Origin of the sequence: Holdemania sp. 1001302B_160321_E10 (genome assembly GCF_015552275.1) — a bacterium.
Lineage (GTDB): Bacteria > Bacillota_I > Bacilli_A > Erysipelotrichales > Erysipelotrichaceae > Holdemania.
This window is the reverse complement of sequence record NZ_JADNEM010000009.1, coordinates 40,473-53,694: the sequence shown is the minus strand read 5'-3', so window position 1 is coordinate 53,694 and position 13,222 is coordinate 40,473. Positions and strand designations below refer to the sequence as shown.

Sequence of the window (13,222 nt, the reverse complement as noted above, 5' to 3'; positions counted from 1 at the left end):
TGAGCGATCTTGCCTCTGCCTGAGATCTGTGATCAGAACAATCCGTTTGGATTATTCGCAGAATAACGGTTCAATCTGACCGCGGATAAAGTCGATCCGGTCTTTGACCCGCGGTACAAACGTTGACGCGATTGCGACGACAAGTTTTTTCTGCGGATTGACGTAGATCGCATTGCCGCCGTCGCCCAGCGCCGCAAACGAATGCTCCGCTTCCTCCACGATCCACCACAGATAGCCGTAATTCAAATTTCGTTCTTCCCAGCAGCTTTGCGTACGGGTGCTTTCCTTCAGCCAGGCTTGGGGGATGATCTGTTTTCCATCCACTCGCCCGCCATGGATGCAGCACTCTCCGATCGCCGCCATTTCCAGTGGCGAAAGTGTCAATCCCCATCCGGCAGTGTTGATCTTGTTCGGTCCGCAGACCCAGCAGCTGTTTGTCGCCGCCTTGTAAAAGTCCATCTGTTCTTCTTTCGTTTCAAAGAAAAGACTTTTCTCTATGGCAATGCCCAGCGGATCAAACAAGTGTTCCCGGGCGTAGTCGAGTACCGTTTTTCCAGTTGCGCGCGTGAGGATTCCACTTAGAATATCCGGGCCGATGATCGGGGCATAGCGAAATTCACCCAGCTGTCCCCGCCCGCCGATCTGGTTTAACGCGAAGCTGACCCAGTCGCTGCTCGTAAAATATTTCGTATAGGGATTAAAGCGAAAGCGGTATGGAACCGTCATCGTCAGACAGTGCTTCAGCGTGACCTGACGCAGCAGCTCATGCCCTTTGCGAACCGGAAATTCGGGAAAGAAATCGAGAATTTTCTGATCCACTCCGGCAATTTCCCCGCGTTCCAGAGCGATTCCGATCAACAGGGAAACGATGCTTTTGGTCACGGAGAAGATGTGAAATTGATGTTCAGCGGTAAAGCCATTGTAATACGCCTCCAGTTCGCGCCGGCCGTTATGGCAGACGACCAGTCCGGCGAGATTGGGATAATCTGTTTTGATGATTTCGTTAAGAGCGGACAGTTTTTGCGGATCCATTTTCTTCCTCTTTTCCTTGTTTATTTTCTAACCGGATAATAGACTTCGGCGCAAAACGCCTGCGGATCGTCCCGGGGATCAGAACGATAGACCTCAAACAACGCATCCGCATTGTAATATCCTTCCGCCTCGGCCCATTGAATCTGGCGGGCGTAGACGGCAGGAAAATCCGCGTCCGGACCGCTGACCACAGTTTTCAAACAGAGGCCTGGCTGGAAAAGCCGGGTTTCCTCCGTGGTTTCCCGGACAGGAATCGCAAATTCCGTGTCCAGCCCTTCCTCGCTGAATTCATCGTCATGAAATAAGGTCATCGGCAATCCGTTCATCGTCAGCCGTTGTTTGCGAAGTTTATCCAGCAAGATGTGGAAGCTTTGTTGATAGGCTTGCGGGAAATCACCTTCCCGTACTTTGAAGCGCAGCGAAAGCAGCGTCATCGCCGGCATTTCCGTCAGTTCCACCGCGATCTCATCCCCGGAGTTGAACAGAGTACAACCTTGCCTGAGATTTTCGATATCCGCGTCCAGCTGCCGCAGCCGTTGATTCAACAGCGTTTTCTGACGCAGAAGCTCCTGCCTTTTTTCCTGCAGCGCCGCGTTCAGACTGCTTCGCTCGCCATTGAACGTGACGACGAGCAGCTTGATTTCATCCAGCGTAAAGTTGTAGGCTTTGAGCCGGTTGATCAGCCGCATTGGCCCAAGCTGATCTGCGGTATAGAAACGATACCCCGTCGCAGGATTGACTAGCCGGGGCTGAAGCAGACCGATCGCTTCGTAATAGCGCAGTGTTTTCGTCGAAACCCGGCAGATTCTGGAAAATTCGCCGATCGTCAGCATGGCTTTTCCTCCTTTTTTCCTGTGTCTGGCTTCAGGATACACCTTGTCCTAAGGACAAAGTCAAGCGATCAATGCTGGAAATTTTAAACAAAGGAAAAGCGGCGCTGAAACAACGCCGCAAAAACAGACGAATCTTTTCTTTTATTTCCTCATCCGGATCAGATACTCAACCGGATCAGAATTCAGTCATGGCAAATTCCGTGAGCCGACTTCCTTGAAATTAAGCTTCCTCGGCCAGATATTTTCCAGTCAGATAGCCGAACGTCAGGCAGGTGGAACCTAAATTATGTCCCGGGAAGTGGGTCGAATAGCAGTTGCAGTACATATCGCCGACCATCGAACCGACGCAGTACAGCCCTTCGATCGTTTCATTGTTTTCGTTGAGCACCTGCATCTTGTTATTGCAGCGGATGCCGCCGACGGTAGACAGGAACCACGGCGTACACTTAATCCCATAGAACGGGCCGGTCTTGATCGGAAGCAGAAGTTCCTTGCGCTTGTAGAAGTCTTCGTCCACTCCCTTTTCACAGAAACCGTTATAGCGCTCGATCGTCGCGATCGCCGTTTCCTTCGGCAGTCCCAGCTTTTCAACCAGCTCCTCGATCGTGTCAGCTTTGACCATCTTGACGTCGATCGAACCGGAGCCGTTCATTTCAATGGTGCCGGAGCTGGCAACGATCTCATCCCAATATTGAATGACCTCCTGTTCGTTCTCAAATACCTTCGGTCCGTCGACATAGCGGTGATTCTGCCACTGCGGTTCGGACGCGTAAGCGGTATCCCAGATCGCATAGGCGTGATGTCCTTTTTCATGCATCAGCGACAGACCGCCGTGAGAAATAACATTGTCTTCGTTGGTGTAACGCACGCCGTCGCTGTTGACCATCAATCCCTGGAACGCCCGGACCTGACGGGTGATGCTGCGCCATTGGAAGCAGAAAATCATCGGTGCCGGCGTTTCGCTCTTATCCAACGCCGCCCCGGCCCAATAGCTCATCTTGTGGCCGGAACCTTCCCAGATTCCCCCGCGGCCCGCCTGCAGCGCCCATGGAATGTACTTCTGCAGCATTTCCTCGTCCGCGCCGAAATCGCCGGTCGCCATGACGACGCCTTTGCGGGCAATGTATTTCACATATTCGTTATTGGCGTTGGTACAGATCACCCCGATCACGCGGTCACCATCCTTCACCAGCTGCTTTGCGGCGTTTTCATAGCGCATATCGACGCCGGCCTTCGCGCAGTATGCCGCCATGTTGTCGCAGACGTCCTGCTGCGGATTATCGTCCGGGCCTTTGCCATTCGGGCCGCCTAAGAATTCATGCGTGCCCGGGAATTCGCCGTTGACGTCTTCCGGATCCGAATACCAATGTTCCATAACCGGCGTCAGATCATTGCCGCCGACCTGGCTGGCCGTCGTCATGTGATCGATCAGCCAGTCCATCGCTTCGCCGCTGCGCTGGGCGTGAAGCATCCACTTGCTGCCGTCGATACGATAGGAATGATAGCCCATCATCCGTTTATAAATCTTACTGATTTCTTCCTCGCTCAATTCATAGCCCTTTTCCTTAGTCAGCTTGGAGTTGATGGCGAAAATCGATCCGCCGCGGCCGATGACCTGACGCATCCGTTCGATCAGGACAACCTCCGCCCCCGCTTCCCGGCCGGACAGGGCGCAGCACAGACCGCTGAAGCCGCCGCCCACAACAACGATATCACTCTCGACTGTTTCCTTGATCTGATCCTCTGGAATCGGCTCCGGCGCCGTTTCCCAGGCGAACTGACCGGAAGCGGCCGTCGGTTCAGGACATGGCGTTGACGTCGGCGTTTCCTGGCTTTCACACCCCGTTAAAAGCCCGGCCGCCGCCAGCCCGACAGCACCGGCTGCCGCACCTTTCAGGAAATCCCGGCGCGAGATGCCGCTGGTTATCTTGTGGTTTTGATTCATTTCTTGTTTCCTCCTCTTGTGATTCCATTATCACAAGACTTTGGGAATTCGCCAATCATCTGTTATTTGATCTTTTCGCAACCAAAAGTTTCCAGTGTGTTTATGTTTTCACAATATATGTTATAATGATCACAACATCAAAGAGGAAAGAAACTAAAAAAATCGGGGGATTTTGTCATGGATTTTCGGACTTTAAGTTATTTCGTCGAAGTATGCCAGCAAGCTTCTTTCGCCAAGGCCGCCAAAGCCGCTTACATCTCGCCGCAGGGGCTGCACAAAGCGATCCGGCAGCTGGAACAGGAACTGAACGCGCCGTTGTTTGTCAAAACCGACGAGGGACGGCTGTTGACGCCGCAGGGTGAGTGTTACTACGAATTTGCCGTCAGGACGTTGGAAGATTATAACGATACGCTGGAAAAAATCGAGGATCTGGCAAGGCCGAAGTCCAGCCGTCTGCGGATCGGCTTCTCCTATGGCACAATCGGCTCGCTGGGCATCAACACGCTTGTTGAATTCCGCCAGCAATATCCGCGGATTGAAATTCAGCATGAGGATTTGCCGGACTTGCGCTGCGAACAGAAATTACTCGACAAGCAGCTGGATCTGGCCATCACAGTCGCGCCGTTTGACCAGACCCGTTTTCATACTCAGCCGTTGTTCAGCGAACCTTTCCATTTCTGGATTAATCGGCAGAATCCGCTGTCAAAAAAAGCGCAGATCACGTTTGACGACCTGCGCGGCCAGCGGATTATGATGGTTGGCAAAGAATTCAAGTCGTATGCCTTTGTGATCCACGGCTGCCGCAAGCTGGGGTTTCGCCCCAACGTTGTGCTGACGACTTCGGAAATGGAACTTCTGCGGCAGTTTGTCTGCGATAACCATGGCATTGCGCTGACCGTCGAGCATGAAACCCGGCTGCCAGCCTCCGAAGTGTTCACCAGCGTACCGTTTGACGATCATACCTGGAGCTACGGTGTTTCCTGGTTAAAAAACCACACGCTCACCGAAGATGAAAAAACGCTGATCCACTATTTTCAGACCCGCGTCCCCGCGCCGGATCGTCCGGATGAAGCCCGGCTCTGATCCAGTTTTATTCCTTCACGGACTTCCGTCCGTTTTTTTATGTTTTTCTGATGCAAACTAATCGAGAATCTGACGGATCATCTGCGGATTATTCAGGAAGCGGCGGTACAGGTTAACCGTCTGCGACTCGTCATAGCTCACCGGCACCAACACGTCGTCCTGGATTTCCAGAATTTCCGCCTGCGGACAGGCGAGCAGGATCGGCGAATGAGTCGCGATCACAAGCTGGGAATCCTCCTGGACCAGATCGTTCATGATCGCCAGCATCGCAAACTGCCCGGTCGGCGACAGCGCGGATTCCGGTTCGTCAAACAGATAAAAGCCATGTCCGGAAAGCCGGCTGCGCAGCAGTGTCAGATAGCTCTCCCCATGCGACATCTTGTGCAGCGACACCCCGCCGTAGCCCGTTAACATGCGGCTGTCCTCGGCCGCGATATTTTCAATTTCCGAAGCAACGTTATAAAAGCTTTCAGCCCGGAAAAAGAAGCCGTCGCGGCAGCGGCGCACGCCTTTAACCAGCGTCAGCGCCTGATACAGGGACGAATGGGTTTCCCGGGTCGCAAACTGAAAGTTGCGTGTTCCCCCTTCCGGATTAAAGCCCATCCCAACGGCGATCGCTTCGATCAGCGTCGATTTTCCGGTGCCATTATCCCCGGTGATAAACGTCAGCGGTTTATGAAACGTCAGCGGCTGAAAATGTTGAAACAGCGGGATCGCAAACGGATATCCCGCAGAACGTCCGGCGTCGCCTTCGTTGATGCGGACCTGACGCAGATACAGTTCATAAGCTTCCAGCATGACGGCCTCACCTCTTGAATTTATTGTACCAGAGTAAGACTAAAAGAAAAGGACAACCTGAAAGAATTCAGATCGTCCCGCTTCGTAAGCGTTCGTTTAATTATCGCTCAGATCTTCGCCGTGCGTCGCGATGACCTTGCGGAACCATTCATAGCTGTCCTTGCGCGTCCGTTTCAGCGTCCCGCTGCCGTCGTTCTGCCGGTCGACATGCACAAATCCATAGCGCTTGCGCATCTCGCCGGTGCCCGCCGACACGATATCAATCGGTCCCCAATACAGATACCCCATCACATCGCAGCCGTCCGCGATCGCTTCGCGCAGCTGGATCAAATGCTCGCGGATATATTCGACGCGGAAATCATCGTGAATCGCTCCGGTTTCATTCGGCTGTTCGTCCAAACCGATCCCGTTCTCCACGATAAACAGCGGCTTGTGATAATGATCGGTCAAAAAGTTGCAGACATAGCGCAGCCCCTGCGGATCGACCGGCCAGCGCCAGGGCGCCGGGGAAGTCTGTTTAAGATAGGGATTGTCCAGTCCTGCCAAACCGCCGGTATCCGTCCGGATTTTCGCTCCGGCATGATAAACCGTGCTGCGGTAATAGCTGAAAGCGATGTAGTCGACCGGAAAGCTGCGGATCAGCTTTAGCTCGTCCTGGGTCATGTCCGGCCGCGATCCGTTTTCACGCCAGCTCCGTTGGATATAACCCGGATATTCCCCGCGCACCATAACATCCAGGAATAACATCTGTTTGTGCTGATGTTCCATCACGCCCAGAATATCCTGCGGATCGCAGGTATAAGGATACGTCGCCAGACTGGAGAGCGAAAGCATACAGCCGATCTGGGCCTGTGGGTCGATCTGATGACCCAGCTGTACTGTTTTCGCGTTGGCGACAAACAGATGATGCGCTGCCTGATAGAGCTGCCGCTCGGTCAGATCCTGATTGACATGTTCCGGATGCACCGGGTGAATGTCCAGTACGCCGCCGGCCACAAACGGAATTCTGAACAGGTTGTTCACCTCGTTAAACGTCATCCAGTAGTTCACGACGTTGTGATAACGGCGGAAAACGACATCAACATACTTCATCCAGAAATCGATCATCTTCGGATTCAGCCAGCCTCCGTATTCCGTCAACAGATGCAGCGGCATTTCATAATGACTCAGCGTGATCACCGGCTCCATGCCGCGCCGGCGCATCTGCGCGAACAGCTCGTCATAATACCGCAGACCGGCTTCGTTGGGCTCGATTTCGTCGCCGTTGGGAAAAATCCGCGCCCAGGAAATACTCGTGCGGAATGCCTGGAAGCCCATCCCTTCCATCAAGGCCAGATCCTCGTTGAAGCGATGATAAAAATCGATCGCCTCATGACTGAGATATACCTTGTCGGCTTTCAGCGCCGGTTCCCATTTCTGCCGCTTTGGATTCCATTTTAAATCCGGTTCGTTCAGAATTCCAACGACCACGTCGGTGACATTTAGCTGCTTGCCGTCCTCCAGATACGCCCCTTCGATCTGATTGGCTGCGACAGCGCCGCCCCATAAAAAGTTTTCAGGAAATGCTTGTCCCATGGTATTCCTCCTTTAGTTTCCTTGATTTTATCTTCATTGTACTGAATTTCATCTTGTTGTGCAGGCAAAAATTCATTTTTTCTGTGTCTCAAGTCCACAGCCGCAGCGCCAGGCCGATCATTGGCGGCAGGCTGAACAGCGACAGCAGCGTCGACAAACACACCAACGTTGCTCCATACCGGTAATCCTTGCCCACCTTCTGCGAAAGCATCGCCAGCAGCACCCCGACCGGCGTACAGCCTGCAATGTAGATCGTCAGCTTCATTTCGGTCAGCGATGCCGGAAGCAGGCTCAGCAAGGCCAGCGATGCCAGCGGCGCCACGATCAACCGTCCAAAGCTGACCGCGTAACTTTTCCGGTTCGCAAAGATCTCACGGATCGGGCACTGCGCCAGAAAGACGCCCAGAACGATCATCCCCAGCGGCGTGTTGCATGCGCTTAAAAACGACAGCGTCTGTCCCAGCGCTGCGGGAATCGGCACCGGAAGCAGGAATAAAGCGAACCCGATCAGAAAGGCGATCATCGCCGGATTGCCAAAAATTTTACGCCAGCGGATTCCCGCGGCATCGCCGGTGATCAGCTTCAATCCGACCGTCCAGACAAACAGCGGCATGACCGTTAAATAGATCGTCAGATAAAACAGACACCCCTCGCCTAACAGCTGGGACACCAACGGAATTCCGATGAACCCGGCGTTGCAGAAGGCGACGCCGAACTGTTCGACGCCCTGACCGCCGGGAAACATCAGCCGTGCGCTGATTAACGCCGCCAGGACAACGATCACGCTGACCCCGGCCGCCAGCGCGCCCTGCTTGAATAGCTGGACGTCAAACGGCAGCGCCAGCGACGAAATCATCAGCGCCGGATTGCACAGATACAACAACAGCTGTGTCAGCTGCCGCGAACCCTCGTCACTGATGAGATGAACGCGGTACGCTCCGGCACCCGCGAACATCAATAACAGCACTACGATCTGATTGAAAAATTTGCGTCTTTGCACAACTTGCAGTATAATAAAGCTGAACAAGAATTTAATTCTATTTTTTTTAAAGCAGTCAAAGTACATCTAGACTATAATCCATCTTGGTTGATGGAAAACCTTAGTTGTTATGCAGCAGAAACATTTATTAGCGGAAATAAGATCAATGAAGTAATTGCTGAATATTTTGCTACTAATAAAACAACGGCTTTAACAGAAGAATTTGATGAATTGTTGAAAGGATGATGCTAGAATGATGAGAATAGGAACAACCTCAAAAGAACAACTGAAGCATCTGATTGAACTTGATCATTCTCTTGTGAAGTATAAGGTTAAAAGAGATGAAGATACCGGAATATATTTAGAAGATTCTTTGCCGGAAGATGCTCCGGAAACTATAAGACAGGCACTTGTGGAGTTAGTGGCGTGGCAGAAAAAACAAAAAAAAGAAGATGATAAGTACCCTTTTTGAAATAGGAAATAATAAATAATATTAGGTCGCTGGAATAGGCGCCTTTTATTTAGCCCTGGACATGGCGAAAAACTGTCTTTTTATTATAGCTGCAGAAACATCACTGTCACCTGTTCAAATACCAGGCTCATTGTAATTGCCTCCCCTTTGAATGAATAAGAACAGCGACGCCTCGCTGTCCTGATCGTTATGACTTGGGTAACACTGACGGCTACAATTCTTCACCGTTGGTTTCGATGATCTGCTTATATGCGGCATAGCTGTCCTTGCAATAGCGGCGCTTGCTGCCCTGGCCGTTTTCATCCTGATCAACATAGATGAATCCGTAGCGCTTGCTCATCTCGCTGGTGCCGGAGGAAATCAAGTCGATCGGTCCCCACCACGTGTACCCGATGACGTCGCAGCCGTCCTGCACCGCTTCCTTCAGCGCTTTCAGATGCCGTTTCAGATAATCGATCCGGTAGTCGTCATGCACGGTGTTTTCCGCGTTCAGCGTTTCAATCTTGCCGATTCCATTTTCGAGGATGAAGATCGGTTTTCCATACCGGTCGTAAACTTTATTCGTCAGATACTGCAGACCATCCGGATCGATCTGCCAGCCCCATTCGTTGGCCTTCAAATGCGGATTTTTCAGTCCCGAAGTCAGGTTGCCGCTGGTGCGTTCCTTCTTGTCAGTAGCCGCGGCCGTGACGATCGACTGGTAATAAGAATAGCCGACCCAGTCCGCTGTCCCCTGCTTCAAAAGCTCCAGTTCGCCATCCTCAATCTGAAGATGGATCTGGTTCTGTTCAAAATAGGTTTTAGCGAAATACGGATATTCGCCCTTCGCCTGCACGTCCAGAAACAACAGGTTGGTGATCCGGTCAAATTCTTCATTGGCGATCACATCCAGTGGGTCGCAGGAATACGGATAGGAGGTCACATAAGCGACCATGCAGCCCATTTTTAAATCCGGATAGTGCTGATGGGCGTACTGAACAATTTTAGCCGCCGTGACAAACTGATTGTGAATCGCCTGCCAGCGCCGGTTCTCAAATTCAACACCCTCGCCGTTGCAGACCCCCAGTCCCTTAAACGGAGCTAACAGACCGCAGTTGATCTCGTTAAACGGCAGCCAGTATTTGACGTCGCGATGATACCGGTCGATCAGCGTTTTAAAATAACGGTAGTAATAGTCGATGATTTCCCGGTTGGTATAGCCGCCATAGTTCTCCCAGATCTCAATCGGCGGATCAAAATGCGACATCGTGACGAGCGGTTCCATGTTCCATTTGCGGCATTCACGGATCACGCCGTCGTAATAAGCCAGCGCTTTCGCGTTCGGTTCACGGTCGCCGACATGCGGGAAGACGCGGGAAATCGCGATCGAGAAGCGGAATACCTTAAATCCCATCTTCGCCATCAGTGCGATATCCTCGACATAGGTGTGATAGAAATCAATGCCCCAACGTTTGGGATAGTCAAGCAAATCTCCAGTCTTGCCTTCGGCAATTTCCTTGTCGGTGATCCAGGCCTGACCGAAATTCTGACGCTGATTCGGGTCGATGCGCTTGACGATATCCGGAAACGTCAGCGTCCGGCCGTCGGCGTCATACGCTCCTTCGGCCTGGCAGGCGCTGATCGCGCCGCCCCAAAGAAAATCATGGCGGAAATTTTTATTCATGACTCAAATCCTCTCCATTGGTCGCAATGACCTGCTTGTACCAGTCGAACGATTTCTTTTTGCGGCGTGCTCCGCTGCCCTGGTTGTAGTCGTCCAGATCGACGTAAATAAATCCATACCGCTTGGACATCTGACTGGTTGAGGCACTGACCAGGTCAATGCACGCCCAGGAGGTGTAGCCCATGACCTCGACGCCGTCCGCGATCGCTTCGGCAATCTGTTCAAAATGAGACTGGAAATATTCGATCCGGTAATCATCGTCAATCGTGCCGTCCGGGTTGACCTGATCGTTGTAGCCCAGACCGTTTTCCACGATCCACAACGGTTTCTGATAGCGGTCATAGAGATCGATCAGTGAGATTTTCAATCCTTCCGGATCAATCTGCCAGCCCCAATCGGACGTCGGCAGGTAGGGATTCTTAACACCGGTCGCCAGATTGCCGCCAACCTTTTCACGCTGATCGGCATGGACGGACTGAACCATACTCATATAATAGGAGAAAGAGATGAAATCGACGGTATGCAGCTTGAGAATTTCTTCATCCCCGGCCGCCATTGGGATCGTAAAACCCTTGTCCGCCCATTCCTTTTTAATCCAGCGCGGATATTCGCCGCGCACCTGCACGTCAGTATACAGGGAATTCATCCGGTTATCCTTCTGCGCCAGATAAATATCCTTGGGATTGCAGGTTTCCGGATAGGTCATCGTTTTGGTCACCATGCAGCCGATCTGAAACTGCGGGTTGATTCGACGGGCAAGCTTCGTCGCCAGCGCGGAAGCGACCAGCTGATGATGCAGCGCCTTGTAAATGGCTTCCTCGGCCTTCAGTTTGGACGGATAGTTCTCCTCGACGATCCCGACGGTCGTAAACGGATGCCGGAACACCGAATCAATTTCGTTAAACGTCAGCCAGTATTTCACCAGATCCTTATACCGGTTGAAGCAAACCTCGGCATAGCGGACAAAATGATCGACGACCTCACGCGACGCCCAGCCCTCGCCATGGGTCACGAAATACAGCGGCATTTCGTAATGCGACAGCGTGACTAGCGGTTCGATATGGGCTTTGCGCAATTCCTTAAACACATCTTCGTAGAACTGCAGCCCTTTTTCGTTCGGCTGTTCCTCGATTCCGTTCGGGAAAATCCGCGTCCAGGCAATCGACATACGGAAGGTCTTAAAGCCCATTTCCTGAAACAGCGCGATGTCTTCTTTATAATGATGGTAGAAATCAATGCCGTGACGCTTCGGATAATAAACTTCGTCTTCCGTCTTCAGCGCCGCTTCAATATCGGCAGGCGACGTATGCCATTGGGCAACATAGTCTTTTTTGTCGACTTCCGGCTTAAACCGGGCGACATCGGCGACCGAAACTCCCTTCCCATCAACGTTCCACGCACCTTCGCATTGATTGGCAGCGGTAGCGCCGCCCCATAAAAATCCTGCTGGAAACTTTCCCATTGTATCCTCCTTTTTTATTTAGAAATCCGGGAAGCAGTTCGTTATCCTTCTGCTTCCCGGAAGTAAAATCCTGAATCTTAGTTGCCGGCTTCCTTCTGCGCCTGCTTGTTTGACATCAGAACAAACGGAATCCAGACTAACGTCGTTACCGCGATGATGATCAGCTGCACGACGACGCCCTGCCAGCCATGGCCGATAAACGCACCGATCATGATCGGCAGACCAAACGGTGCGTCGACCGTGTTGCATGGCATAAAGCCGATGTTGGTCGCAAACAGCGCGATCGCCGTGGCAATGCCTGAATTGAAGATAAACGGAATTGCGAACGTCGGGTTAAGCACTAACGGCAGACCGAAGACAACTGGTTCGGAAATACCGCACAGTGCCGGAATCGCACCCAGCTTGGCGATCATGCGGTGATCTTCACGCTTGGAAAACAGGAAGATCGCGATGATTAAAGATAAGATCATTCCCGCACCGCCAGCGACGATGAAGAAGGTCCAGAAACCCATTGTGACCGGCTGGTTGGCGACGGAGCCCGCTGCTACTGCGGCGGTGTTGGCCGCGATGGCCGCACTCATTAACGGATTGCGGATCGGCGAAATGATCAGACCGCCGTGGATGCCTAAGAACCAGAAGATCTGCGAAATAATGACAATGCCGATGATGCCGACCGGCGACTGGAAGATGATCTCCAGCGGCGACTGGATGACCGAGTACACCCATTCATTGAGATAACTGCCGGTTGCCAGATAGAACAGAATGCCGCCGACGGCTGTGATCGTCAATGTGATCAGAATCGGAATCAGGGTGTTGAACGACTGAGAGATCGCAGCCGGTACTGACGGCGGCATCTTGATCTTGATCGCTTCAAATTTCATCAGCCGGGCAAAGATTTTCTCCGCGATGACCGCGACGATCATGCCGATGAACAATCCCTGCGCGCCCAAGGTCGTCGAAGCCAGACCCGCGGCGCTGTTGGCCACGCCGTCGACCAGAACGGTAACGGTCTGCGGAATGACGGTAATGTAAGCGCAGGCGGCAGCCACTCCCGCTAATTGCGGCGGCAGATTGTCATTTTTCGCCAGATTCATGGCGATTAAGAATACGATCGGAATCGTCATGAACGACATCGTTGCGAAGTTGATCGCGGTGAAGGCTGGTTTTAAGGAGGCGGCGGCCGGAATCAAGGCGGCCAGACCGATGCTGGTGGAACAGATCAGCGTGTTGAACAACGTGGCAAACGAGCCGACGATGATGAACGGCATGTACGCGGTAAACGCATTTTTAATCGCGGTGAGATACTGGTTGCCGTCAACCTTTTCGGCGACCAGCAGCAGCGCGTCTTCAAACTTTTCTGAAAAAGCCATCTTCTTCCCC

General features: G+C 52.4%; 12 protein-coding genes. 3 read left to right on the top strand and 9 right to left on the bottom strand.

The annotated features are described in order from the left end of the window. Positions 1–51: 51 nt before the first annotated feature. The 3 genes from I2D94_RS07180 to I2D94_RS07170 form a co-directional block, all read right to left on the bottom strand. Complete coding sequence (locus tag I2D94_RS07180; RefSeq protein ID WP_195396140.1) at positions 52–1,032, bottom strand: serine hydrolase; 981 nt, start codon at positions 1,030–1,032, stop codon at positions 52–54. 20 nt (positions 1,033–1,052) lie between these two features. Continuing rightward, positions 1,053–1,865, bottom strand: coding sequence for a MerR family transcriptional regulator (locus tag I2D94_RS07175; protein ID WP_195396139.1), 813 nt, complete (start codon positions 1,863–1,865; stop codon positions 1,053–1,055). Between the two features lie 220 nt (positions 1,866–2,085). Further along, positions 2,086–3,810 (bottom strand): FAD-dependent oxidoreductase, encoded by a 1,725-nt coding sequence (locus tag I2D94_RS07170; RefSeq protein WP_195396138.1) that lies wholly within the window; start codon positions 3,808–3,810, stop codon positions 2,086–2,088. Positions 3,811–3,987: 177 nt separating this feature from the next. On the opposite strand from I2D94_RS07170, the gene I2D94_RS07165 reads away from it, so the two are divergent. Next, positions 3,988–4,893 (top strand): LysR family transcriptional regulator, encoded by a 906-nt coding sequence (locus I2D94_RS07165; protein ID WP_195396137.1) that lies wholly within the window; start codon positions 3,988–3,990, stop codon positions 4,891–4,893. A gap of 57 nt (positions 4,894–4,950) precedes the next feature. Here I2D94_RS07165 and I2D94_RS07160 read toward each other — a convergent pair whose 3' ends face one another. The 3 genes from I2D94_RS07160 to I2D94_RS07150 all read right to left on the bottom strand — a co-directional run bounded on the left by I2D94_RS07160 (position 4,951) and on the right by I2D94_RS07150 (position 8,266). Continuing rightward, on the bottom strand, positions 4,951–5,691 hold the full coding sequence (locus tag I2D94_RS07160) for an AAA family ATPase (protein WP_195396136.1): 741 nt from the start codon (positions 5,689–5,691) through the stop codon (positions 4,951–4,953). Between the two features lie 96 nt (positions 5,692–5,787). Next, complete coding sequence (locus tag I2D94_RS07155) at positions 5,788–7,266, bottom strand: glycoside hydrolase family 1 protein (protein WP_195396135.1); 1,479 nt, start codon at positions 7,264–7,266, stop codon at positions 5,788–5,790. 88 nt (positions 7,267–7,354) lie between these two features. Beyond that, the gene (locus tag I2D94_RS07150; protein ID WP_195396134.1) at positions 7,355–8,266 is read right to left on the bottom strand and encodes an AEC family transporter; all 912 of its coding nucleotides are present in this window, start codon (positions 8,264–8,266) and stop codon (positions 7,355–7,357) included. A 3-nt stretch (positions 8,267–8,269) separates the two neighbouring features. Between I2D94_RS07150 and I2D94_RS07145 the strand changes: the two genes are divergently transcribed. Continuing rightward, positions 8,270–8,491 carry a hypothetical protein gene (locus tag I2D94_RS07145; RefSeq protein ID WP_195396133.1) on the top strand — a complete coding sequence of 74 codons (222 nt, stop codon included), beginning with the start codon at positions 8,270–8,272 and terminating at the stop codon, positions 8,489–8,491. A gap of 7 nt (positions 8,492–8,498) precedes the next feature. Further along, a complete protein-coding gene (locus I2D94_RS07140) occupies positions 8,499–8,717 on the top strand; it encodes a hypothetical protein (protein WP_195396132.1) in 219 nt (72 codons plus the stop codon). 211 nt (positions 8,718–8,928) lie between these two features. On the opposite strand, the gene I2D94_RS07135 is transcribed toward I2D94_RS07140, so the two are convergent. The 3 genes from I2D94_RS07135 to I2D94_RS07125 all read right to left on the bottom strand — a co-directional run bounded on the left by I2D94_RS07135 (position 8,929) and on the right by I2D94_RS07125 (position 13,212). Beyond that, complete coding sequence (locus I2D94_RS07135) at positions 8,929–10,380, bottom strand: glycoside hydrolase family 1 protein (protein ID WP_195396131.1); 1,452 nt, start codon at positions 10,378–10,380, stop codon at positions 8,929–8,931. Further along, a complete protein-coding gene (locus I2D94_RS07130; RefSeq protein ID WP_195396130.1) occupies positions 10,373–11,842 on the bottom strand; it encodes a glycoside hydrolase family 1 protein in 1,470 nt (489 codons plus the stop codon). The genes I2D94_RS07135 and I2D94_RS07130 overlap by 8 nt, the downstream gene beginning before the upstream one ends. Before the next feature lie 77 nt (positions 11,843–11,919). Further along, a complete protein-coding gene (locus I2D94_RS07125; protein ID WP_195396129.1) occupies positions 11,920–13,212 on the bottom strand; it encodes a PTS sugar transporter subunit IIC in 1,293 nt (430 codons plus the stop codon). Between the last annotated feature and the right edge of the window lie 10 nt (positions 13,213–13,222).